Genomic DNA, 21,796 nt, shown 5'->3' with positions numbered 1-21,796 from the left:
CTTGGGGTCTAATTGCGCCATGGATATTCAAGACGACACCGAGCGGCGCCTGACGCAGCTGGAAATCAAGGCCGGTTTTGCCGACGACCTGCTGGATCAGTTGAACCAGACCGTATACCGGCAGCAGCAGCAGATCGAGCTGCTGATGCGGGAAGTGCTCGAATTGCGGAACCAGGCCACCCCATCCGGGGCGGGGCAGTTCCGCAGCCTTCGCGATGAGTTGCCGCCGCATTATTGAAGGGTTTGCGCAGGGCCTGCGCACGGGTTCTTGCGGCCGCCGAGAGGGCCCCCCGGCGGCATCGGGGTCATGCCGTCGGCTTCATCTCCTGCTCCCCACATGGGGGGGCGCTTTCCATGGCCTTGCGGATCTGTTCCGGCGACAAGTCCTGCTTGTGCGTCGCCAGTGACCACTTGTGCCCGAACGGATCGGTCAGTTGGCCGTAGCGGTCGCCCCAGAACATGTCGGCGGGCGGCATGGTGACGGTGGCCCCGGCGGCGGCGGCCTGGGCGATGGCGGCATCCACGTCTTCGACGTAGAGATGGATGATGACGGGCGAACCATTCAGGCCCTTGGGGTCGAGCACGCCCCAGCCGGGCATCGCATCGACCAGCATCAGCGGGGAGCCGCCGATGCGCACCATGCCGTGCATCAGCTTGCCGTCCGGGCCGGCCAGGCGAGCGAGTTCGACGGCGTTGAACGCCTTGACGTAGAAATCGATGGCGGCGGCGGCGCCGTCGCAGACCAGATGCGGGGTCAGCGCATGCATGCCATCGGGGATGGGTTTCACGGGGACGGACATGGTCGTACTCCTGTCGGGGAAACGGCGCCGGGCCGGAATGGCCGGCGCGTCATGGATACGACGAATGGCATGGGCGGAATTCGACAGGCAGCCGGATTTGTTTTTCTCGCCGCCTGACCGGAACCGGCAGGCCTGGGCCGACTAGCCGGATACCAGCACCCCGAAGCCGCCCCAGGCCATGCGCTTGAAGTCGAAGACGCCTTCGCAATCCTGCGCTTTCAGGCGCGGGTCTTCCATGACCCGCGCGTTGATGCGGTCGCGTTCTGCCTTGCTGGCGAAACGGATCCACGAGAACACCACGGCTTCGCCCTCGCGGGCGCCGGCGGCGGTGCGGAATGACGCAAACCCCTCGTTGGCGATGTCGTCTTCCACGCACTCGCGGAAGTCCAGCGCCCCGTGTTCCTTCCAAAGGGCGCCGGCAAGCTGCGCCATTTTTTTGTAACGGTCCAGGTTCTCCCGGGGGACCGCCAGCAGAAAGCCGTCCACGTACTCTTGTTCCATCGTGAGCCTCCTCGGTTAAGATGCTGACTATTCGCTGAACGTTTTCGCGATTTCTGACTCTAACCGGGAAACCACTCCGCCGTAGATAGAGGATTGCGACATTCCTGCGGGTGGAATGCGACCTTAACCCAGCCGCGAAGCTTCTTCCATGAAAAATATTGCCTTTCTGCTGCCTGTCGGCGCAAATATCGCCTCTCTCGAAAACGCCCGCCAGGGCTTCCTGGCGGCCAATCAGTTTTTGCAGGATCGCGGCGAGGCGCCGCGATTCTCGGTGCAGATGCTGGCGGCCACGCCGCAAGTGCGTCTGGACGGTGGCCGTTTTACCGTGCATGCCGATGCCGTGCTGGATGAGGCACGCGGCGTCGACATCTGCATCGTGCCGCCCCTGACGAACACACTGCCTGAGGCCATGCAGGCCAACCGGCCGATGATCGACTGGATGGTGCGGCACTACAAAGGCGGCGGCGAAGTCGCCAGCCTGTGCCTGGGCGCGGCCCTGCTGGCGGCCGGCGGCCTGCTCGACGGCCAGCGCGCCGTGGTGCACTGGGCCGCACAGAACCAGTACGCCGGCCTGTTCCCCTCGGTGCAGTGGGTCAGCGACCGCGTGGTGGTGGCCGGCAATGGCATTTATACCAGCGGCGGGGCGTTTTCCGCGGCCCACCTGGTGCTGCATTTGATCGAGAAATATACCGATCGCGACACCGCCATCTGGTGCGCCAAGCTGTTCCAGCTCGACTGGAGCCGCCAGAGCCAACTGCCGTTCGCCATTTTCTCGGGCCGGCGCACACACGGCGACGACGTGGTGCGCCAGGTGCAGGACCACATCGAGGCCCGCTACGCCGACCGCGTCACGGTCGAACAACTGGCCAGCCGCTATGCCCTGGGCCGCCGCACGCTCGAGCGCCGGTTCCGCCAGGCCACCGGCAACAGCGTGGTCGAGTACCTGCAGCGCATCCGCGTGGAAGCCGCCAAGTCGCAGTTGGAAGGCTCGCGCAAGACGGTGGCCGAGGTCATGTACGAGGTCGGCTACAACGACGCCAAGGCTTTCCGCGAGATCTTCGGCAAGCACTGCGGCATGTCGCCCGCGGCCTACCGCGAGCGCTACGCGTAAGGCACCGGGCAGGGCGGCGGCGTTCAGAGGTTTGTACGCCGCCGCGTGCTACACCGACGGCGTCGCCCGTCGCGTGTCCCGCGCATGGCGGGCTCGCCACGCACGCCTGCCATGTCCGCCTCCGATATTCCGGCTTCGGCCGATCGCCCCACTGCGCCGGGGCTGTTTTTCATCTTCGCCCGTATCGGACTGACCAGCTTCGGCGGCGGCCTGAGCGGCTGGTTCCTGCGAGAGTTCGTGCAGCGCCGCCGCTGGATGACGGAAGACGAGTTCCTGAACGGGCTGTCGATCTCGCAGGCGCTGCCCGGCGTCAACGTCAAGAACATGGCCATCTGGATCGGCTACCGGCTGGCCGGCCCGGCGGGCGCGTTCGCGGGCTTCTGCGGCATCATCGTGCCGCCCGCGCTCTTCATCGTGCTGTTGGGCACGCTGTTCGCCTATCTGTCCGGCAGTCCGTTGACGCACGTGGGCCTGGCCGGCGCGGCAGCGGCGGCCATCGGCCTGTCGCTGTCGATGGCCATCACCTCGGTGCGGCGGGTGCGGCGGCGTGCATTGCCGCTTGCCGTGATGGCCTTCGTCTTCGTGGCCGTGGCCTTCCTGCACTGGCCCCTGCTGTGGGTGGTGCTGGGCATGGGCGGCCTGAGCGTCGCGGCCGAATATCTGCGCCTGCGCGGCGCAAGCCGGCAGTAGGCCATGGCGCACCCGACCCAACGCCCGCTGCTGGGCCTGCTGACGGTCTTCGCCCCGCTGTCCCTGGCCACCATCGGCGGCGGGCAGGCCACCATCGCCGAGATCCAGCGCCAGGTGGTGGACGTGCATCACTGGCTGACGCAGGCGCAGTTCCTGAGCGATTTCGCCATCGCCCGGCTGTCGCCCGGTCCCGGTTCGCTGCTGGTCACGCTGATCGGTTGGCAGGTGGCGGGCTTCGCGGGCGCGCTGGTGGCCACGCTGGCACTGTTCGCGCCCACCGCCTTCCTGCTGTATGGCGTGGCCTATCTGTGGCGGCGGCATCACGGCGCGCGCTGGCAACTGGCGTTGGAAAGCGGCCTGCGGCCCGTGGCGGCCGGCATGATCGCGGCGGCGGTCTACGTGCTGTTCAGCGCCCTGGACGGTGGATGGGCGGCCCGGGGCATCGCGGTGGTGTCGACCGTGCTGGTGATGACCACGCGCGTCAACGCACTGCTGCTGGTGCTGGGCGGCGGCGGGGTGTTGCTGCTGCTGCACGCGGCGGGCTGGACCTTCTGAAACGCCTGCCGCGACCACCCCGTCACGGAACTATTGCGTCCCGCGCCATCTAATCAGCAATAACAACTCACTACCCGCACCGTGAATCTGGATTGGCATGCGCAATTGAGCGACAGCCTGTGGTGGCTGTTGCGGGCTTTTTTCATCACGGCCATCGCCTCGGTGGCCGTCACCACGGTGCTGGTGCGAACCACGCGCTGGGGGCGGCAGTTCTGGCGCCTGGCCTGGCCCTATCTGACGCCGCGGCGCAGCTGGCGGCCCTTGCTGACGCTGGCCCTGCTGCTGTTGCTGGCCTTGTCGGGCGTACGCCTGACGGTGCTGTTCTCCTTCTGGTACAACGGCTTCTACAGCGCGTTGCAGGCGCTGGACCGCGGCGGGTTCTGGACCTACCTGGGCATCTTCTCGGTGCTGGCCGCGATACACGTGGGCCGCAGCCTGGTCGACAGCTACGTCGGCCAGATGTTCGACATCCACTGGCGTACCTGGCTCAACCAGCGGCTGACCCGCGATTGGCTCGACGGCCGGGCCTACTACCGCAACCAGTTCGCGCAGCCGCCCGCCGACAATCCCGACCAGCGTATCCAGCAGGACGTCGGCGAGTTCGTACTGAGTTCGCGTTCGCTGGCCATCGGGGCCTTGAGCGCCATGGTGTCGCTGGTGGAATTCACCCTGATCCTGTGGAATCTGTCCGGTCCGCTGGACATCGGCAGTCTCGAAATCCCGCGTGCGATGGTGTTCATGGTGTACCTGTACGTCATCGTCGCGACGCTGGTGGCCTTTCGTATCGGCAGGCCGCTGATCGAACTGAGCTTTCTCAGCGAACGCCTGTCCGCCAATTTCCGGTATGCCTTGATGCGCCTGCGCGAGAACGCCGAGAACGTGGCGTTCTACCAGGGCGAGCGCGCAGAGGGCGGCACGCTGTGGACGCGCTTTTCCGCCTACATCGCCAACCTGTGGGCCATTGTCTACCGTGGCCTGAAATTCGACGGTTTCAACCTGACGGTCAGCCAGATCGCGGTGGTGTTTCCTTTCCTGCTGCAGGCGCCGCGCTTCTTCTCCGGCGCGATCAAGCTGGGCGACGTGATGCAGACCGCGCAGGCCTTCGGGCAGGTGCAGGATTCGCTGTCGTTCTTCCGTTCCTCTTACGACACCTTCGCCACGTACCGCGCCACGCTCGACCGCCTGGAGGGATTCCTGGATGCCAATGCGCAGGCGCGCGCGCTGCCGGCCGTGGAAACCGTGGCGGCCGAATCGGGCCTGCGCATCGAGGGCCTGGCCGTGCAGCGGCCGGACGGCGGCATCCTGCTGCAAGACCTGCGCCTGCACGTGCCGCGAGGCCAGGCCTTGCTGATCAAGGGGCCGTCGGGCAGCGGCAAGACCACGCTGCTGCGCGCGATCGCGGGGCTGTGGCCGTATACGCAGGGTCGCGTGATGCGGCCCGATGGGCAAGAGGCGCTGTTCCTGTCGCAGCGGCCCTATCTGCCCTTGGGCGCCTTGCGCGTGGCCGTGGCCTATCCGTGCGTGTGCACGCCCGCCGACGATGCGCGCCTGCAGGATGCCTTGCGGCGGGCCAGCCTGGGCCATCTGGCGTCACAGCTCGATCGCGTGGATGACTGGTCGCGCATCCTGTCCCTGGGCGAGCAGCAGCGCCTGGCGTTCGCGCGCGTGCTGTTCAACCAGCCGCGCATCGTGTTCCTGGATGAGGCCACTTCGGCGCTGGACGAGGGCCTGGAGCATGCCATGTACCAGGAACTGCGCGGCATGCTGGCGGGCTGCGCCATCGTCAGCATCGGGCATCGCGGCACGCTGGATGCGTTCCACGACGTGTGCCTGAGGCTGGAGGGAAGCGGCGGCTGGCGTACCGAGGCGCTGCCGCCCGGCCACGAACTCAATCGCGCGGCGCCAGCCTTCTGATCCTGCCGCGCGCATCGGATGGCGGGGCCGCGTGGCCCCGCCCGCCGGCCTCGGGATGGCCCGGCCTACGTGCCCACGCGCAGCGCGCCGGTCAGCTTGCGCAGCGCGGCCACCACGCTTTGCGCGGTGATGCGGCCGGTCTTGGGATTCTCGGACGGGATGTTCTGGATTTCCATCGAGAACGCGGCCGAATCCGAATCGACCTCCACGCGGTGGATGTTGCGCGTGACGCCGGGGTCGGCCCAGATTTCCAGCGTGGTGCGGTCCGGTCCGATGCCGGCCAGCGACACGCTGACCGCCACGTTCAGGTTGGCCGGGAAGCCGATGGCCGCGTCGCGCGGCGTGCCGCGGAAAATCAGCGTGGGTTCGGTGATCCTGGTGACGTCGATGCCGTGCGTATCCAGGTACGGCGCGCCCAGCAGGCCGCGCGGCGGCTTGCGCGTGATCATGGTGACCGAATGGATGGTGCCTTCGGCGGCGGCGGTGATGGCGTCCAGGCCCAGGATGGCGCCCGAGGGCACGATGATCTGGCCACCGTGCCCGGCCGCCAGCGCGATCAGGTCGTCGTTGCGCAGCAGGGCGCCCGAGCTCAGCACCACCAGCTTCTTGCCGGCGCGCAGCACGGGCTCGGAAAGCTCGCGGATGACGGCGGCGGGCGCGCACTCGACCACGACGTCGCAGCGCTCGGCCAGGCCGGACAGCGTGGTCCATTCGGGGGCGGCGCCCTGCCAGGCGGCGGCGGGAGGATGGCGGGGATCGCGCACGGCGATGGCGGCCAGCGTCAGGCCGGGAACGCCCGCGTCCAGCACGCGCGCCACGGCCTGGCCGATGGCGCCGAAACCCGCGATGCCGACTCGATAATGATTCATGCTGCCGTATGTCCTGTTCAATGAGTGAAACGAGTGCCCGCGATGTCAGCGGGCGGGCTGGTTGGCCATGCCGGCGCGACGCGCGCGGCGCGGCGTATTCCTGAGGCAGCACACTACGGCAGCCGCGCCGCCCCCGCAAACGATTCGTTCTGGGCCTTGGCATGAGCCGGGCTAATGGATGCATCCGGGCCGCCGTCATCCGCCTCGCTGGCGGCCGCATTCGCCGCGATGCTTGCGGCCGCTTCGCGCAATACCCAGCCGCGGAAGGCCGTGATGGCGGCGCGTTCCGCCCACGCGCCATGCGTCAGCAGGTAGTACTCGCCGGCGCTCTTGGGCGGGTGCTCGGGCCGCCAGGGCACCACCAGTTCGTTGCGGCCGGGGTAGCCGTCGATCAGCACTTCCGGAATCAACGCGATGCCCTTGTGTTCCTGCGCGGCGCGCAGGGCGATGTAGAAGTGCCCGTAGTCCGGGCAGTTGCGTTGCGGCGGCAGGGCCGCGCCCAGCGCATTGAGCCAGTCGCGCCACGCATGCGGACGGCTGGCGGTGTGGATCAGGGGAAACGCCAGCAGTTCGTCCAGCGAGCCGATGGGGCCGCCTTGCTCCAGCAGCCGCCGCGACATCACGGGCACCAGCACGTCGTCGAACAGATAGTCGGCGCAGATGCCGTCCCAGCGCTGCACCAGCGTCAGGTCGATGCCGGGCAGGTGGCGCGGATAGCGGCGGCCGGCCAGCGGGCCCACGCGCAGCGCCACGTCCACGCCATCGGCCTGCATGTCCAGCGGCCGGATGTCCGACACCACGCGCACCTCGATGTGGCGGTGCGCCGCCGTGAAATCGGCCAGCCGCGGCATCAGCCACAACTGCCCGATGGTGGGCAGTGTGTTGACGATGAGGATCTCGCCGCGGTCGCGGCTCAACAGGCGGCTGGTGGCGTCTTCCAGGTCGGCCAGCAGCCGGCGGCAGGCTTCGTAGTACTGCACGCCTGCCTGGGTCAGTTCGACCTTGCGCGACTGGCGCACGAACAGCTTCTTGCCCAGGAAGGATTCGAGCTTGCGCACCTGCAGGCTGACGGCGCCCTGGGTGACGGCCAGTTCCTCGGCGGCCAGGGTGAAGGAGCGGTGGCGCGCCGCCGCCTCGAACGAACGGACCGACGACAGGGGCGGCAGGTTGCGCGAGGCGGCCATGGGCGAGGCTCCGGGGCTTATTGCACCTGGATGCCGGCCTGTTTGATGACGGCGGCCCAGGTCTGGGTTTCGGACTGGACGTAGCGGGTGAAGGCCTCGCGCGCCTGCGGCAGGGGATCGATGCCGCGCGCGCGGAAGTCGGCCTGCAGGGCCGGATCGGCCAGCGCCGCGGCCAGTGCATCGCCCAGCCTGGAGACCACGGCGGCCGGCGTGCCTGCGGGCACGAACAGGCCGAACCACGTGCTGGCATTGTAGTCGAGCCCCAATTCCTTCAGCGTGGGCACGTCGGGCAGGAGCGGCGAGCGGGTATCCGTGGTGATGGCCAGCGGACGCACGCGTCCGCCCTGCACGCTGGCCAGCGTGGTGGGCAGGGGGTCGACCATCAGGTCGATCTGGCCGCCGATCAGGTCCGTCATGGCGGGCGCGCCGCCACGATACGGCACGTGCATGAAGTGCGTGCGCGCGCGCAGGTTCAGCAGTTCGGCCTGCACGTGGTGGCTGGTGCCCGCGCCCGCCGAGCCGTAGGTCAGCACGCCGGGCCTGGCCTGGTCGGCCGCCACCAGGTCGCTCCATTGCCGGTATTTCGATTGCTGCGACACGATGACCACGCTGGGCACCGAGGCAATGCCGCCCACGGCGATCAGGTCGCGCGCCACGTTGTAGCCCACGTCCTTGTACAGGTGCGGGGCCACGGCCACGGTGCTGGCCGCGCCCAGCAGCACGGTGTAGCCGTCGGCCGGGCTGCGCGCCGCGCTGGCCGTCCCGATGGTGCCGCCGGCGCCAGGCTTGTTCTCCACGACCAGGTCGCCGCCCAGCTTGTCGGCCAGCGTCTTGAACAGCACGCGGCCGATGGTGTCGTTGATGCCGCCGGCCGGAAAGGGCACCACCGCGCGGATCTGCCTGGCGGGATAGGCGTCCTGCGCCAAGGCGGAGGCGGCGGGCGCGAGCCCCGTCAGAACGGCAAGGCAAAGCGCGAGGCGAGGCAGGACACGCATGGCAGGGATTCCGGAGAGGGCGCCGGGAGGGCGCGATGCCTGCGAGTCTAGGAGGGCGCCACGGGGGCCACAAACGATTATTTATGGGCCATGTATTAGAAAATCTCGTGCACCGGTTTGACGCGCCGCACCAGGTCGGCGCGGCCGCGGCGGCGCCGCCGTGCGGCTCCAAGGACGGGGGGCCGTGCGGCCCGGGGAATGGCGTGCTTGCGGCGGGCCCAAAATGGGGCAGACGAGCCGCGACAGGCCACGCGCACGGGTATGCGCCGTCCCGTATTTGCCTACGGACGCGCGTCTGCGTCCTGGTGCGCCAGTTCGCGCATCAATGCCACCGCGTTGCCGACCGACCGCGAGCCGCCGGCGAGCCGGTAGACCATGTCCAGCTGTGCATGGGGCGCATCGCCGCGGATGGGACGGTAGGCGATGCCTTCCGCGCCCATGTGCCGCATGGCGGCGGGCACTAGCGCCACGCCGATGCCCGCCGCCACCAGGCTGACGATGGAGGCGATCTGCGGGCCTTCCTGCACCACGCGCGGCGTGAAGCCGGCGCGCTGGCAGGCATCCATGATGGCGTCGTACAGGCCGGCCCCGATGGCGCGGGGATACAGCACGAAGTCTTCGTGGGCCAGCGCCGGCATGCAGACCGAGCGGCGCCGGCAAAGCGGATGGTCGGGCGGCAGCGCCAGCAGCATGGGCTCGTCCAGCACGCGCTCGGCGGTGAACCCGGCATCGAGCAGATAAGGCGGCCGCACGAAGGCCACGTCCACGCCGCCGTCGCGCAGGTCGCGCAGCAGGGAAACGGTATTGCTCTCGCGCAACTGGATGCGCACGCCCGGATAGCGGTCACGGTAGGCGCGGATGGCGCGCGGCAGATAGGGATGGAACACGGCCGAGGCCGTGAAGCCCACGGTGATGGCGCCGCTTTCGCCGCGCCCCAGCCGGCGCGCCGTATCGATGGCGCGTTCGGCGCTGGCCAGGATGGCGCGCGCGTCGAGCAGGAACTGCGCACCCGCCTCGGTCAGCGCGATGCCGCGGGGCAGGCGCAGGAACAGCGGCGTGCCCAGCTCGCGCTCGAGCTGCTGGATCTGCAGGCTGAGTGGCGGCTGGCCGATGCCCAGCCGGGCGGCGGCGCGCGTGAAGTGCAGTTCCTCTGCCACGGCGGTGAAGTAACGCAGGTGACGCAGTTCCATTTTCTATGGATATGACGATAGCCAGTTCCATATATTGGACAAATGCAGGGGCGAGGTCTATCTTTTTCCCACCGTTTCCCGTTCCATCGAGATTTCCGCCATGTCCGCCCCCTGCGCCGCTTCCGTCCCGTCCGCCGCCTCCGAGCAGGCCATGCCGGGCGCGCGGCCCCAGGGCCATGCCCTGGTGCGCGGCAGCGCCGCCCTGCGGCGCGCCCAATGGGCGCTGTTCGCCGCCGGCTTCGCCACGTTTTCCATGCTGTATTGCGTGCAGCCGCTGCTGCCCCTGTTCACGCGGTCCTTCGGCGTGTCGCCTGCCCAGAGCAGCCTGGTGCTGTCGTTCAGCACCGGCATGCTGGCGCTGTCGATCTTCCTGGTCGGCCTGTGGTCGCAGGCCCTGCCGCGCAAGCGCGTGATGGCCGCCTCGATGTTCGCCTCGGCCGTGCTCGCCACGGTGGCCGCGGCGGCGCCAGACTGGCATTCGCTGCTGCTGCTGCGCGCCGTGCAGGGGCTGGCGATGGGCGGCGTGCCCGCCGTGGCCATGGCTTATCTGGCCGAAGAGGTCGAGCCTCGGACATTGGGTTTCGCCATGGGCCTGTACATCAGCGGCAGCGCGTTCGGCGGGCTGTCTGGCCGCGTGATCACCGGCACGGTCTCCGACCTGCTGGGCTGGCGCCATGCGCTGGGGGCGATGGGCCTGGTCGGCGTGGTGGCCGCGGTGCTGTTCGTGTGGCTGCTGCCGCCGTCGCGCCGCTTCGCGCCCCGGCGCGGCAATGCGCTGGCCGTCATGCGCGAGGGCCTGTCGATGCACCTGCGCAACGGGCCGCTGGTGGGGCTGTTCGCCATGGGCGGGCTGCTGATGGGCGCCTTCGTCACGGTCTACAACTACATCGGCTTCCGGCTGATGCTGCCGCCGTTTTCGCTCAGCCAGACGCTGATCGGCGCGATCTTCGTGGTGTACCTGGTCGGCATTTTTTCGTCCACGCTGTTCGGCCGCCTGGCCGACCGCCACGGACGCGGCGCGATGCTGTCGAGCGCCACGCTGCTGGCCCTGGCGGGCCTGTTGCTGACGCTGTCGGACAGCCTGCCGGTGGTGGTGGCGGGCATCGTGGTCTTCACGTTCGGGTTCTTCGCCGCGCACGCGGTGGCCAGCGGCTGGGTGGGCCAGCTGGCGCAGGGCTACAAGGCCCAGGCCGCCGCGCTGTACCTGCTGGTGTACTACGTGGGCGCCAGCGTGCTGGGCGCGCTGGGCGGCGGCAGTTGGTCGGCGGCGGCGTGGGTCGGCGTGACCGAACTGGCGGGCGGCTTGCTGGGGGTGGCGCTGGCGATCAGTGTCTGGCTGAACCGTGGCGTGCTGGCACGCGGCCAAGCCGCCACGGACCCGCGCTAGGGCGGACCGGCCCCGGGGGGCGGGCCCGCTGCAGGAACGGCTAGTCGCCGTCTTTCAGTTTCGCGTAGATGCGATCCTTCAGGTGCAGTTTTTCTTTCTTGAGTTTCTCGATCTCGAGGGATGAGCCCGTGGCCCGGCCCGTTTCGATGTTCTGGATCTGCTGGTCCAGGGCAGTGTGCTTGCGGCACATGCTGTCGAAATGCCGATCATTGTTCTGAAGCGAGGACAGCCGCTGCTGAAACTCAGGGAACATAAGTGCACCTCCTTGACGAAAGCTGCCGTCATGCCGCGTTCTCGGGTGAACGAGCTTGCGCCAGGGCGTATCGCCCGGGCCCGCGCGGCCGGCGGCAAAGGCTGCCCCTGCGTCGGGCGCTTGACCGAGAAGTCAGGGCCCTACCCAGAGGCGTGAAGGCCCGCCGCCAGGATGGCGGACAGGCCGGTCGGGTTGCCGTTGCCTGGATGTCGTGTCCAGTATATCGCCATAAAAACGGAAGGGCCGCCGTCCGGCTTGGCGCCGGACTGCGGCCCTCTTTTTTGGGGGGAATGGCGTGGGAAGGCGGGACGCCGCCGTCAGGCGAGATCCTGCGGCAGGCGCAGGATCCAGGCGGCGTCGTCGCGCTGCGCCTGCCAGCCATGCACGCCGGCCAGGGCGGCGCACTCGTCGGCCGTGATGCCGGAGCGCACCGTGTTGGCGGTGCCGGGATTGCCGCCGCGGGCATGGGCGCGCAGCACGTCGGCGCCGGCCAACTCGATGTGCAGCTCGCCGCCATCGGGGACGTTGTCCAGCATGTTCAGCAGCCAGGCCAGCAGCACATACCGCGCGGCGAATTCCGGCAGGACAGCGGTGGGGCATTGCTCGGGCAGGTGGATCTGCTTGCCCGAACGCAGCAACTGCGTGAACACCAGTTTCTTGCTCAGGGCCAGCAGGTCGGACAGCAGCATGGTGCCGCCGGCATCTTCCAGCCAGTCGCTCAGGCGGCGCACGTCGGCGGTGCTTTCGGACAGCATGCCTTCCAGGTCGGCGATCAGGTCGTCCTGGCGGTGCTGGGCGTCGGTGCCGTTGGCGTGATGTTCAGGGACGTGGCGCAGCATGGCCGCCGCCAGCGAGGCGTTGGAGATCGGCCGCATGACCTCATGGCGCAATACCGGGAAAATCAGCGCCAGCACTCGAAACTGCACACCGGCCGCGTAGCGCGGATCGGACATGCCTTGCGTCTGGGGAAACGATGACATCCTGCAGGCCTCGTGAAGCGGAAATCAGGCGGCGGGGGTAACCAGCTCGACCAGCCGCGTGGGGTCGGCGGGTTTCTCGACCCAGGAGTCGAAGATGTCCGCGTCGCCGCGTTGAGGATCGCGCGGCAGGCCGCTCAGTGCGATCAGGCGCAGGGGCTGGTCGGCGTGCTGCGCGCGCAGCCGGCCGGCCAGCACATAGCCATCGGTGTCGGGCAGCACGATGTCGACGATGACCGCGTGCGGCTGGAACGCCGCGCTTTGCTCCAGCGCGTCGGCGCCGTTGCCCGCCCTGCGGACATCGATGCCGGACAGGGACAGGAAATCGGCCAGCAGTTCTGACGCCATGGCGTTGTCGTCCACCAGCAATACGCGCGGCGCGTGCGGATTGGTCAAGCGAGGTTCTCCTTTGGAGAGGCTGTGCGAGGCGGCGGCCCGCGGGCCATGCCGCGTTCGGAGAATTCTGTGTCGTGGTGCGGGGAAGCGGCCCGCGCTGAGACGGCGTGGCCTTGCGAGGCCCGGTGCCTCATTATGCCAAGTTCCTGGACCGGCAGGGAGCGGCCCGGCTGAATCAGGGCGCCCGGAGCAGGGCGCCGGCCGCCGGCTGGCTCACCCCAGGGGCGGGCCCGTCGTTTGGTAGCGCTACCACGCGGTTATGGACGACCTGGAAACGCCGCCTGCGGCCGGCATCGTCCAGCTCGATCGTGGCGCCGTCCGGCAGCTAGGTGAAGGCCCCCCGCGTCACGTCGGGCTGCCCTGTCCGGTCATGCGGCTGCATGCGGAGTTCATAGCCGCCCGTGGCTTCCAGCGTGAGGCGCGTGCGCACCGCGGGGCATCCGGCGCACGGCAGCAGGCCCTCGTAGCTGCCAACCCAGTTCAGGGCATTGCGGGCATTGTTCGATCCGGCGGCGGGAACGGGCCGGGAGTCCGCGCGGGGCGGGCCTGCGGCCGGCACCGCACACGCCATCAGGGTCGCGCACAGGCCCAGCAGCGCAAGCGCTTGGCAGGCCGGAATGGTTGCAATTGGTAGCAAAATATCCTCGTTCCTAGCCGTCCCGGTAGACCTGCACGGCCGCCAGCACGGTGGCCTGCTGCACGGTGTGCGCGAAGCGGAAGCGTTCGCCGTAGATGGTTTCGTCGGGAAATTCCGTCAGCAGGGCCAACGGCGCCAGTTCGAGGCCGCTTTCCGCGATGGTCACGGCGATGCCATTGACCGTTTCGAAGCCGCGCTGGCCCGCGTGGGCCTCGAACAGGGCGGTTTGCCGCGCATTGAATGCCAGCAGGCCGGGCAATTGCGCCAGGCGGGCGGTCACGCCTTCGATCAGGCGTTCGGCCTGCTTGCGGCGGCCGGCGTGGTGGCGCATGACCAGGAAAAAACCCTTGGGCAGCGTCCACCGTTCGAAGTGGCGCGGCAGGTAGCCGGACAGGGGCCGGGTCCATTCGTGGGCCGGGTAGCCGTGCAGGTTGATGTGCAGTTGCGCGCCGCTGATGGCCAGGGCGTCCATGCGGGCCTGCTGCTCGTAGCGCGGCGCTCTCTCGCGGTACGCGACGTCGTCGCCCAGTGCGCTGTAGCGCGCGGCATGGTGCATGTGGCGCGGATGGATCGCACAGAGTTCCTGGTGCAGCGCATAGCCGTCGGGATTTTCCGACGGGATCAGCGCGAAATGCGCATCGCCCGCCTGCCGAAGCGACTGGGCCGCGCGCAGGGCGCCCACCACGCCGGAGGTTTCATTGGCATGCTGGCCGGCCGAGATCAGCACGGCGGGGCCGGCGCCGCTGAAGTACGCACCGTGCACGGGGCGGCCCTGCCGGGACGTGGCGCGGAACGGCTCGCCGCCCAGGGCGGCGAGGTGGCCGGCGATCAGCGCGGGCGCGAGCGGCGCGTCCGCCTGGGCCAGCGGTTCCTCCGGCACCCGCGGCGCGGCGGTCGCCGCATCCGGGAAGGGTTCGGCGGCGATGCGCAGCCGCGCCGGGCCCTCGTGCGGCCGGACGTCCGGCACGATCTGGCCGGGTTGCAGGCCGCGATCGCCGGGGGGGCGGCCCGACAGGCGCTGGAAGTGTTCCAGCAGCGAGAAATACAGGTCTTCGTGCAGCGCCTCGCAGGTGCTCAGCAGGTCTTCGTCACGGTCCAGGGCGAATTCGATGGCGGGGATGTCGATGCGCAGCGACAGCCGTTCGAAAAAGGGTTCGCCGCGATGCCATGTCTGGCCGCGCACGCAGGACAACGCGGCGTCGTGGACGGCCTGGTACTCGGTGCGCCAGGCGGCGTCGCGCACCCGTTCGCCATCGGCATCGCGTACCCGCAGCCAGCCGGTCGGCGACAAAGCGGGGCCCTCGGGCGTGTCTTGCAGCAGGTTCGGCGCCGCCACGTCCTGCTCCCGTTCCCGGCCATCGGCATAGTGCAGGGTGATGGCGTAGCGCGGCATGGGATCCAGCAGCTCGGCCTCGCCCGCCATGAAGGACACGGCCACGCCGGGCAGCAGATCCGCCAGCGGATACGCCTCCAGGGTGTAGCGATTGGGCGCGGCCTGGGGATGCACCGGATAGCGCACCGCGATCCGCCGCAGGCCGGCGGGGTCGACTTCCTCAAGTACGTGGTGCAACAGCGGCTTGTAGGCACTGCGCAGGTGCGCGGTGACGCCGGCCCGGGCCAGCGTGGCCTGCGCCGAGCGGCGCGCCTCGGGGCCTTCGAACAGCCAGCCTTCCACGTGGGCGCCGCGCCACTCGGGGGCGGAGAATTCCCGCACCCAGGCGTCGAGGGTGCGGTCGAAGACGGTGTCCAGCAGGATCACGGGCGGCTCCAGGCGATGGGATGCTCCTGCTTGTACCACGTACGCTCTGTTGCGGTTGGACACGCCCTGGGCCGCCGCGGGCGACTACCATAGCCGCGGCGGCTCGCCCTGTCGCGGCAGCCGCGCCGTTTCCGAGGTGGTTCCATGAACATACGCATGCAAGCGCTCGCCGCGCTGGGTTTCTCCGTCCTGTCCTGCGCCGCGCTGGCGCAGCCGGTCCAGCAGTACAACTTTCCCTCGACGCCGGGCAGCGCCTCGCCGCCGTCCACGTTGCGCATCACCGAGACGCCCGGAGCCGCCATGGCCGTGCCCCCGGCCAGCCAGCCCGTGGTCGTGCGCGACACGCCCGAGAGCCTGGACGAGTATCAGCGCTGCCGCACCGTGTCGGACCGCGCCGCCGTCGACAGCCAGCAGATGCGCATCGGCGTGGCCACGTGTCTGAAGGAACTCGAGGCGCGTCGCCAGCCGCGCTGAGGGCGGACAGGTCCACGGGCCGGCCGGCCCGGTGCGTGGGACCGGGGCCTTGCCGGGCACGGGGGCGTCACGAAGCCGCCGCCCGTGCGGTGGTAAGCTGGCTCGCTTCCGGATCCCGCCGCCGTACCCGCCATGAGCCAAGACGATACCCACCTCATCGAAACCCGCTTGCAGAGCGAATTGATCTGCGACGGCAGTTTCCTGAAGGTCCGCCGCGATACGGTGCGCCTGCCCAGCGGGCGCGAGGCCACGCGCGAGTACGTGGTGCACCCGGGCGCCGTGGTCGTCATTCCCCTGCTGGACGATGGACGCGTGCTGGTCGAGCGCCAGTTCCGCTATCCCATCGGCCAGGTGATGACCGAATTCCCGGCGGGCAAGCTCGATCCGGGCGAGGATCCCCTGGCCTGCGCCAAACGCGAGCTGTTCGAGGAAACCGGCTATACGGGCGCACAGTGGGCCCGTGCCGGCCACCTGCACCTGGCCATCGCCTACTCCACCGAGATCATCCACATCTTCTTCGCGCGCGGCCTGACGGCCGGGCCACGGCAACTGGACGAGGACGAGTTCCTGGACGTGGTCGCGGTCGACGTGGACGAACTGGCGCAAGCCTGCCGGCAGGGCCGCGTCACCGACACCAAGACGCTGACCTGCATGCTGTGGCTGCAGAACGTGCGCAGCGGCGCGTGGGCGCTGGAGTGGCGCGATGCGTGACGCGGACGCTGGCGAGGGGGCGGACTTTCCGCCTGCGGGCGCGCATGGCCCGGACGGCGCGCCCGGTTCGGGGCCGGTCTACAGCGTCGAGCTTCGGCCCAGCGGCTGGCGTTATGCCTGTCCGTCCACCAGCACGCTGCTTCAGGCGGCCGCCAAGGCGGGCATCCGTCTGCGCAGTTCCTGCCGCAACGGCACGTGCCGGACCTGCATGTGCATCATGCTTGAAGGCAAGGTGCGGTACGACACCGAATGGCCGGGTGTGGACTCTGACGAGCAGGCCGAAGGCTGGATCCTGCCGTGCGTGGCCGTGCCGGAAAGCGACGTGGTGCTGTCGGCGCCCAAGGCCAGCGTGTTGGTGCCGCGTCCGCCGTCGACCAATCTTACGGGTGCGCGGCGCGCCTAGGTTCGATTCCCTTGAGCGCGGTGCACGAGGCGGCGTTCGGCGCCGGGATGGCTCCCGCGCCCATCAGCGCCTGCACCCCGCAAACCGAACCGTACAGGTCGGCGTTGCCGTGGCCGGCGTTGCCGACCTCGAAGGCGCGATGCGTCAGCGGCGCCACGCGCAGGCTGTCGCGCGTGTCGTAGCGCCAGTAGTTCAGGCCGCGCGCCAGCCGGGTCGCGCCCTGCGCCTCGGCGCCGCAGGTCTTGTCCAGGCCGGGCTGCTCGGGATTGTTGTCGGCGCTGCCGAACAGATAGGTGACGCTGCGCGCGGCATAGCGGGCGGCCAGGCGGGCGCGGTCGGGCTTGCCCAGCGCGGGCGGCAGATTGTCCAGGCCGTAGCGGTACTGGTCGTAGGTGGGGCAGATGCCGCGTTCGTAGCGGGCGAAGCCCCGGCCATCGGCGCGTGCCCGGTCCGGCGTCAGGTACAGGTACGAGTCGGCGTTGGACACCACGTAGGTCATCGCGATGCCCGCCGCGCGCAGGCCTTCGTCGATATTGTTCAGCACGGCGTAGCGCTGCACCATCTGGCCGCCGCTGCCGTGGCCGGCCAGCACGACCTCATGCAGCAGCGGCAGCCGGCCCGGGGCGGACAGGTCGCGCAGCAGGTCGTCCAGCACCTGGAAGGCGCCCACCGGCCCCGGGCGGCCTCGCTGCGCGGCGCTGGGCTGGCCGTCTTTCCAGTCGCCGCGCCGCCAGGCGGGCAGGCCGCTGAAGCCCGCGTCGACGGCGCTGGGAAACTTGGGGGCGAGCACCAGCGTGTCGTCGGCCCGGTCGCGGTTGCCGGCATACAGGTCGGAAGCGGACTCGTAGGCGCGCGCGGCATCGCGCCGGTCGTCGTGCACCACGATCACCACGCGGCGCACCTTGCGCAACTGCGCGGGCTGGTCCAGCCGGCGGCTGGCATAGACGGGAAAGGGATAGCGCTTGCCGGGCGCGCCGAGCTCGACGCGGCGCCACTTGGGGGCGGCGCGCGGCGGGGGCGGCAGGTGTTCGATGTAGGGGTCTTGCGGCAGCGGCTGGGCGGCCAGCGCGGCGCCGGGCGCCATGGCGGCGGCCAGGATCGCCGCCAGGGCCAGGGCGCCCGCGCGGCGAGGCGCGCGCGTGGGCTGGTCGAGCATCGGAAAAACCCGCTGCGGCATTGCAATCCTTTGGAAACGCGGGCCAGCAGGGCCACGGCGGCCGCGCCATTGTAAGCGTACGCCCGGCCGCGAATCGTGTGTCAGCGGCATGACGCGCCGCTGCCACGCCAAGTCGCGCGCGCCGCGTCGGCGCCCCTCGTGGCCCGCCTTCCGTCAGCGGCCTTTGGCAGCCCGCGTGCCCGCGGGCCGGGCCGCGTCGCGGCTCAGGCGGTAGGCCACCCAGTCGTCCTCGTCGATGTCGGGCGCCTGGCCGCGAAAGGCGGGGTCGATGGGGTAATACTGGCAGGCGATGGCGCCGCTGGCGGTGTGGGCCAGCGTATCGGCGCGCACGAAGCAGCAGGGCGCGTGGGGCGTGTATTCCTCGATCTGGTCCATCAGGGCCAGCAGTTCGGGCGTTACCTGGTAGAGCTCGCCCAGGATGGGGCGCGCATCGGCGCCGGCCGCCGGGGGCAGCAGGCCCGGCCAATCGCCGAAATCGACCAGCCGGCCCGGCACGCGGCCCGGACCGGCGTTGCGTGGCGCCGGCAGGCCGGCCCGTTCGGCCGCGCGGGCCAGGTCGTTGATTTCGCCCCGGCGTAGCGTGCCGTAGACGAATACGTATATGCTGGTGTGCATAGGTCGTGCAGGTCGTGTGAGGGTGGGGGGCACGGGCGGGTATTGAAATCGCCGGGTGCGTCCGCACATTCATATCATCGGTTCGCCACCGTCGGCGAGCCCCAAATTGCCAACCGACACCATGCGATTCGACAAACTTACCACCAAGTTTCAGCAAGCGCTGGCTGACGCGCAAAGCCTTGCCGCCCGCAGCGACCACCCCTACATCGAACCGGCGCACGTGCTGGCCGCCCTGCTGGGCGACCCCGACAGCGGCGCCTCCAGCCTGCTGGCGCGCGCCGGCGTGGCCGTCAACCGCGCGCAGTCCGCGCTGGACACCGCGCTGAAGAACCTGCCGCAGGTGCAGGGCGCCGACAACGTGCAGCCCAGCCGTGACCTGCAGGCCATGTTCACGCGCACGGACAAGGAAGCCGCCAAGCGCGGCGATACGTACATCCCCAGCGAACTGTTCCTACTGGCGCTGGCCGAGGACAAGGGCGATGCCGGCCGCATTCTGCGCGACGCCGGCCTGCAGAAGAAGGCGCTGGAAGCCGCCATCGACGCCGTGCGCGGCGGCGAGAGCGTCTCGGGCGCCGAGGGCGACGCCAACCGCCAGGCGCTCGCGAAGTACACGATGGACCTGACCGAGCGCGCCCGCCAGGGCAAGCTCGATCCGGTGATCGGCCGCGACGACGAGATCCGCCGCACCATCCAGATCCTGCAGCGCCGCACCAAGAACAATCCCGTGCTGATCGGCGAACCCGGCGTGGGCAAGACCGCCATCGTCGAGGGCCTGGCGCAGCGCATTGTCAACGACGAAGTGCCCGAGACCCTGCGCGGCAAGCGCGTGCTGTCGCTCGACCTGGCGGCCCTGCTGGCCGGCGCCAAGTTCCGCGGCGAGTTCGAGGAACGCCTGAAGGCCGTGTTGAAGGAGCTGTCACAGGACGACGGCCAGAACATCGTCTTCATCGACGAGATCCACACCATGGTGGGCGCGGGCAAGGCCGAGGGCGCCATGGACGCGGGCAACATGCTCAAGCCCGCGCTGGCGCGCGGCGAGCTGCACTGCATCGGCGCGACCACGCTGGACGAGTACCGCAAGTACATCGAGAAGGACGCCGCGCTGGAGCGCCGCTTCCAGAAGGTGCTGGTGGGCGAGCCCGACGTCGAGTCCACCATCGCCATCCTGCGCGGCCTGCAGGAGCGTTATGAGATCCACCACGGCGTCGAGATCACCGATCCCGCCATCGTGGCGGCGGCTGAACTCTCGCACCGCTACATCACCGACCGCTTCCTGCCGGACAAGGCCATCGACCTGATCGACGAGGCCGGCGCGCGCATCCGCATGGAGATCGACTCCAAGCCGGAAGTGATGGACCGCCTGGACCGCCGCATCATCCAGTTGAAGATCGAGCGCGAGGCCGTCAAGCGCGAGACCGACGATGCCTCCAAGCGCCGCCTGGCCGTCATCGAGGAAGAACTCGAGAAGCTGCAGCGCGAGTACAACGACTACGAGGAAATCTGGAAGGCCGAGAAGGCTGCGGTGCAGGGCACGCAGGCCATCAAGGAAGAGATCGACCGTGTGCGCGCCGAGATGGCCGAGCTGACCCGCAAGGGCCAGTTCGACAAGCTGGCCGAATTGCAATACGGCAAGCTGCCCGAACTGGAAGCGCGCCTGCAGGCGGCCGACTCGGCCGAGCAGCAGGGCGCCAGGCAGGCGGACGCCAGCCGCCCCCGCCTGCTGCGCACGCAGGTCGGCGCCGAGGAAATCGCCGAGGTCGTCTCGCGCGCCACGGGCATTCCGGTGTCCAAGATGATGCAGGGCGAGCGCGACAAGCTGCTGCACATGGAAGACGTGCTGCACAACCGCGTGGTGGGCCAGGACGAGGCCGTGCGGCTGGTGTCCGACGCCATCCGGCGTTCGCGCGCCGGGCTGGCCGATCCCTCGCGCCCGTACGGCTCGTTCCTGTTCCTGGGCCCCACGGGCGTGGGCAAGACCGAACTGACGCGCGCGCTGGCCGACTTCCTGTTCGACTCGCAGGAGCACATGATCCGCATCGACATGAGCGAGTTCATGGAGAAGCATTCGGTGGCCCGCCTGATCGGCGCGCCGCCGGGATACGTGGGCTACGAAGAGGGCGGCTACCTGACCGAGGCCGTGCGCCGCAAGCCGTACAGCGTGGTGCTGCTGGACGAGGTCGAGAAGGCGCATCCGGACGTGTTCAACGTGCTCTTGCAGGTGCTGGACGATGGCCGCCTGACCGACGGCCAGGGCCGCACGGTGGACTTCCGCAACACGGTCATCGTGATGACGTCCAACCTCGGCTCGCAGCACATCCAGAGCCTGGCGGGCCAGCCCTACGATGTCATCAAGGAAGTGGTGTGGGATGAACTGAAGCAGACCCTGCGTCCCGAATTCCTGAACCGCATCGACGAGGTCGTCGTGTTCCATGGCCTGGAGGCGCAGCACATCGAGTCCATCGCCCGCATCCAGTTGAAGCGCCTGGCGCAGCGCCTGGAGAAACAGGAGATGCGCCTGGACGTGACCGACGCGGCGCTGGCCGAGCTGGCGCGCGCGGGCTTCGATCCGGTGTTCGGCGCGCGGCCGCTGAAGCGGGCCATCCAGCAGCAGATCGAGAACCCGGTCGCCAAGCTGATCCTGGAAGGCGTGTTCGGGCCGCGCGACGTGGTGCCGGTGGATTGGCGGGACGGCAAGTTCGTGTTTACGCGGACGTTGCAGTAAGGGGAGATCATCTCTTCGTAGGGCGTCCCATGGGGCCGGGAGGCCGCGCCGGCCAAGTCGTCGGGCTCGGGCGCGCCACGAGGCGCCCTCGGCCCCGCTTGCGCGGGGCTTCCCCTCCTCCAATTGGCCGGCGCGGCCTCCCGGCCCCACGGGACTCTCGCCGTCTTAGGTCGGTGTGCCTCTGCGCCCTGTTGATGGAGGGGAAGGGGACGATGGAAGAGGCTGTGAGTCGCCCTTGCTGCCGTGGGCCCGGCCGGCCAATTGGAAGGAGGGTAGCCGCGTAGCGGCCGAGGGCGCCCGGTGGCGCGCCCGAGCCGACTGACTTGGCCGGCCGGGCCCACGGCAGCGAGGGCGACGTCTCAAGAACGAACGACCTCATCCCCAGCAGCACTCGCCCATCGACAGAGAATGGGATCGCCCAGTCGCAAAGCAAAGCCCTTCGACACCCCATCGAGGGGCTTTTTGCTTGGGACCGC

At 69.4% G+C, this 21,796-nt stretch carries 23 protein-coding genes; 10 read left to right on the top strand and 13 right to left on the bottom strand.

What is annotated here, in order from left to right; all coding sequences use genetic code 11:
* Positions 1-19: 19 nt before the first annotated feature.
* Positions 20-238 carry a SlyX family protein gene (locus tag A6745_RS19920; protein WP_066130934.1) on the top strand — a complete coding sequence of 73 codons (219 nt, stop codon included), beginning with the start codon at positions 20-22 and terminating at the stop codon, positions 236-238.
* 67 nt (positions 239-305) lie between these two features.
* Here A6745_RS19920 and A6745_RS19915 read toward each other — a convergent pair whose 3' ends face one another.
* Together A6745_RS19915 and A6745_RS19910 are read right to left on the bottom strand one after the other, a co-directional pair.
* Positions 306-800 (bottom strand): VOC family protein, encoded by a 495-nt coding sequence (locus A6745_RS19915; RefSeq protein WP_066130931.1) that lies wholly within the window; start codon positions 798-800, stop codon positions 306-308.
* A 141-nt stretch (positions 801-941) separates the two neighbouring features.
* Positions 942-1,301, bottom strand: a complete 360-nt coding sequence (locus A6745_RS19910; protein WP_066130928.1) for a DUF1428 domain-containing protein — start codon at positions 1,299-1,301, stop codon at positions 942-944.
* A gap of 148 nt (positions 1,302-1,449) precedes the next feature.
* Here A6745_RS19910 and A6745_RS19905 point away from each other — a divergent pair, with 148 nt between their 5' ends.
* The 4 genes from A6745_RS19905 to A6745_RS19890 all read left to right on the top strand — a co-directional run bounded on the left by A6745_RS19905 (position 1,450) and on the right by A6745_RS19890 (position 5,571).
* The gene (locus tag A6745_RS19905; RefSeq protein WP_066130922.1) at positions 1,450-2,412 is read left to right on the top strand and encodes a GlxA family transcriptional regulator; all 963 of its coding nucleotides are present in this window, start codon (positions 1,450-1,452) and stop codon (positions 2,410-2,412) included.
* 111 nt (positions 2,413-2,523) lie between these two features.
* Complete coding sequence (locus A6745_RS19900) at positions 2,524-3,102, top strand: chromate transporter (protein ID WP_066131433.1); 579 nt, start codon at positions 2,524-2,526, stop codon at positions 3,100-3,102.
* Positions 3,103-3,105: 3 nt separating this feature from the next.
* Entirely contained in the window at positions 3,106-3,657 is a 552-nt protein-coding gene (locus A6745_RS19895; protein ID WP_066130919.1) for a chromate transporter, read from the top strand.
* A gap of 81 nt (positions 3,658-3,738) precedes the next feature.
* Positions 3,739-5,571, top strand: coding sequence for an ABC transporter ATP-binding protein/permease (locus A6745_RS19890; RefSeq protein WP_066130916.1), 1,833 nt, complete (start codon positions 3,739-3,741; stop codon positions 5,569-5,571).
* A 65-nt stretch (positions 5,572-5,636) separates the two neighbouring features.
* On the opposite strand, the gene A6745_RS19885 is transcribed toward A6745_RS19890, so the two are convergent.
* The 4 genes from A6745_RS19885 to A6745_RS19870 all read right to left on the bottom strand — a co-directional run bounded on the left by A6745_RS19885 (position 5,637) and on the right by A6745_RS19870 (position 9,809).
* On the bottom strand, positions 5,637-6,440 hold the full coding sequence (locus tag A6745_RS19885) for an aspartate dehydrogenase (RefSeq protein ID WP_066130913.1): 804 nt from the start codon (positions 6,438-6,440) through the stop codon (positions 5,637-5,639).
* 113 nt (positions 6,441-6,553) lie between these two features.
* Positions 6,554-7,624: a LysR substrate-binding domain-containing protein gene (locus tag A6745_RS19880; RefSeq protein ID WP_066130908.1), complete on the bottom strand. Its 1,071-nt coding sequence runs from the start codon at positions 7,622-7,624 to the stop codon at positions 6,554-6,556.
* A 17-nt stretch (positions 7,625-7,641) separates the two neighbouring features.
* The gene (locus A6745_RS19875; RefSeq protein WP_066130905.1) at positions 7,642-8,619 is read right to left on the bottom strand and encodes a Bug family tripartite tricarboxylate transporter substrate binding protein; all 978 of its coding nucleotides are present in this window, start codon (positions 8,617-8,619) and stop codon (positions 7,642-7,644) included.
* 281 nt (positions 8,620-8,900) lie between these two features.
* Entirely contained in the window at positions 8,901-9,809 is a 909-nt protein-coding gene (locus A6745_RS19870) for a LysR family transcriptional regulator (RefSeq protein WP_066130902.1), read from the bottom strand.
* A gap of 100 nt (positions 9,810-9,909) precedes the next feature.
* On the opposite strand from A6745_RS19870, the gene A6745_RS19865 reads away from it, so the two are divergent.
* A complete protein-coding gene (locus tag A6745_RS19865; protein WP_082853195.1) occupies positions 9,910-11,196 on the top strand; it encodes an MFS transporter in 1,287 nt (428 codons plus the stop codon).
* A gap of 40 nt (positions 11,197-11,236) precedes the next feature.
* On the opposite strand, the gene A6745_RS19860 is transcribed toward A6745_RS19865, so the two are convergent.
* The 5 genes from A6745_RS19860 to A6745_RS19840 form a co-directional block, all read right to left on the bottom strand.
* Positions 11,237-11,449, bottom strand: coding sequence for a YdcH family protein (locus A6745_RS19860; protein WP_066130899.1), 213 nt, complete (start codon positions 11,447-11,449; stop codon positions 11,237-11,239).
* 317 nt (positions 11,450-11,766) lie between these two features.
* On the bottom strand, positions 11,767-12,429 hold the full coding sequence (locus tag A6745_RS19855; protein WP_156513455.1) for a hypothetical protein: 663 nt from the start codon (positions 12,427-12,429) through the stop codon (positions 11,767-11,769).
* 24 nt (positions 12,430-12,453) lie between these two features.
* On the bottom strand, positions 12,454-12,822 hold the full coding sequence (locus A6745_RS19850) for a response regulator (protein WP_066130893.1): 369 nt from the start codon (positions 12,820-12,822) through the stop codon (positions 12,454-12,456).
* A 325-nt stretch (positions 12,823-13,147) separates the two neighbouring features.
* Positions 13,148-13,459, bottom strand: coding sequence for a copper resistance protein NlpE N-terminal domain-containing protein (locus A6745_RS28195; RefSeq protein ID WP_082853162.1), 312 nt, complete (start codon positions 13,457-13,459; stop codon positions 13,148-13,150).
* A gap of 13 nt (positions 13,460-13,472) precedes the next feature.
* Entirely contained in the window at positions 13,473-15,218 is a 1,746-nt protein-coding gene (locus A6745_RS19840) for a M14 family zinc carboxypeptidase (protein ID WP_066130890.1), read from the bottom strand.
* 156 nt (positions 15,219-15,374) lie between these two features.
* Here A6745_RS19840 and A6745_RS19835 point away from each other — a divergent pair, with 156 nt between their 5' ends.
* The 3 genes from A6745_RS19835 (at position 15,375) to A6745_RS19825 (ending at position 16,806) form a co-directional block, all read left to right on the top strand.
* Entirely contained in the window at positions 15,375-15,692 is a 318-nt protein-coding gene (locus A6745_RS19835; RefSeq protein ID WP_231886044.1) for a hypothetical protein, read from the top strand.
* A gap of 132 nt (positions 15,693-15,824) precedes the next feature.
* Complete coding sequence (locus A6745_RS19830) at positions 15,825-16,403, top strand: NUDIX domain-containing protein (RefSeq protein ID WP_066130884.1); 579 nt, start codon at positions 15,825-15,827, stop codon at positions 16,401-16,403.
* The gene (locus A6745_RS19825; protein WP_082853161.1) at positions 16,396-16,806 is read left to right on the top strand and encodes a 2Fe-2S iron-sulfur cluster-binding protein; all 411 of its coding nucleotides are present in this window, start codon (positions 16,396-16,398) and stop codon (positions 16,804-16,806) included. The genes A6745_RS19830 and A6745_RS19825 overlap by 8 nt, the downstream gene beginning before the upstream one ends.
* Here A6745_RS19825 and A6745_RS19820 read toward each other — a convergent pair.
* Entirely contained in the window at positions 16,784-17,983 is a 1,200-nt protein-coding gene (locus A6745_RS19820; protein ID WP_407922740.1) for a hypothetical protein, read from the bottom strand. The genes A6745_RS19825 and A6745_RS19820 overlap by 23 nt on opposite strands.
* Positions 17,984-18,136: 153 nt before the next feature.
* Positions 18,137-18,598, bottom strand: coding sequence for a gamma-glutamylcyclotransferase family protein (locus A6745_RS19815; protein ID WP_066130878.1), 462 nt, complete (start codon positions 18,596-18,598; stop codon positions 18,137-18,139).
* 121 nt (positions 18,599-18,719) lie between these two features.
* Between A6745_RS19815 and clpB the strand changes: the two genes are divergently transcribed.
* Positions 18,720-21,320, top strand: coding sequence for an ATP-dependent chaperone ClpB (clpB, locus tag A6745_RS19810; RefSeq protein WP_066130875.1), 2,601 nt, complete (start codon positions 18,720-18,722; stop codon positions 21,318-21,320).
* The last annotated feature ends 476 nt before the right edge of the window (positions 21,321-21,796 follow it).

The sequence above is a fragment of the Bordetella ansorpii genome, assembly GCF_900078705.1.
Classification (GTDB): Bacteria; Pseudomonadota; Gammaproteobacteria; order Burkholderiales; family Burkholderiaceae_B; genus Bordetella; species Bordetella ansorpii_A.
Note: the sequence above shows the minus strand (reverse complement) of the source record. Positions and strands in the feature narration are given on the sequence as shown.

Coding starts and splice junctions, on each gene's coding strand:
- A6745_RS19900 (WP_066131433.1), top strand. CDS start 2,524: ATGTCCGCCTCCGATATTCCGGCTTCGGCCGATCGCCCCACTGCGCCG.
- A6745_RS19875 (WP_066130905.1), bottom strand. CDS start 8,619: ATGCGTGTCCTGCCTCGCCTCGCGCTTTGCCTTGCCGTTCTGACGGGG.
- A6745_RS19855 (WP_156513455.1), bottom strand. CDS start 12,429: ATGTCATCGTTTCCCCAGACGCAAGGCATGTCCGATCCGCGCTACGCG.
- A6745_RS19880 (WP_066130908.1), bottom strand. CDS start 7,624: ATGGCCGCCTCGCGCAACCTGCCGCCCCTGTCGTCGGTCCGTTCGTTC.
- A6745_RS19830 (WP_066130884.1), top strand. CDS start 15,825: ATGAGCCAAGACGATACCCACCTCATCGAAACCCGCTTGCAGAGCGAA.
- A6745_RS19905 (WP_066130922.1), top strand. CDS start 1,450: ATGAAAAATATTGCCTTTCTGCTGCCTGTCGGCGCAAATATCGCCTCT.
- A6745_RS19815 (WP_066130878.1), bottom strand. CDS start 18,598: ATGCACACCAGCATATACGTATTCGTCTACGGCACGCTACGCCGGGGC.
- A6745_RS19820 (WP_407922740.1), bottom strand. CDS start 17,983: ATGCCGCAGCGGGTTTTTCCGATGCTCGACCAGCCCACGCGCGCGCCT.
- A6745_RS19895 (WP_066130919.1), top strand. CDS start 3,106: ATGGCGCACCCGACCCAACGCCCGCTGCTGGGCCTGCTGACGGTCTTC.
- A6745_RS19885 (WP_066130913.1), bottom strand. CDS start 6,440: ATGAATCATTATCGAGTCGGCATCGCGGGTTTCGGCGCCATCGGCCAG.
- A6745_RS19910 (WP_066130928.1), bottom strand. CDS start 1,301: ATGGAACAAGAGTACGTGGACGGCTTTCTGCTGGCGGTCCCCCGGGAG.
- A6745_RS19835 (WP_231886044.1), top strand. CDS start 15,375: ATGCAAGCGCTCGCCGCGCTGGGTTTCTCCGTCCTGTCCTGCGCCGCG.
- A6745_RS19825 (WP_082853161.1), top strand. CDS start 16,396: ATGCGTGACGCGGACGCTGGCGAGGGGGCGGACTTTCCGCCTGCGGGC.
- clpB (WP_066130875.1), top strand. CDS start 18,720: ATGCGATTCGACAAACTTACCACCAAGTTTCAGCAAGCGCTGGCTGAC.
- A6745_RS19870 (WP_066130902.1), bottom strand. CDS start 9,809: ATGGAACTGCGTCACCTGCGTTACTTCACCGCCGTGGCAGAGGAACTG.
- A6745_RS19920 (WP_066130934.1), top strand. CDS start 20: ATGGATATTCAAGACGACACCGAGCGGCGCCTGACGCAGCTGGAAATC.
- A6745_RS19915 (WP_066130931.1), bottom strand. CDS start 800: ATGTCCGTCCCCGTGAAACCCATCCCCGATGGCATGCATGCGCTGACC.
- A6745_RS19865 (WP_082853195.1), top strand. CDS start 9,910: ATGTCCGCCCCCTGCGCCGCTTCCGTCCCGTCCGCCGCCTCCGAGCAG.
- A6745_RS19860 (WP_066130899.1), bottom strand. CDS start 11,449: ATGTTCCCTGAGTTTCAGCAGCGGCTGTCCTCGCTTCAGAACAATGAT.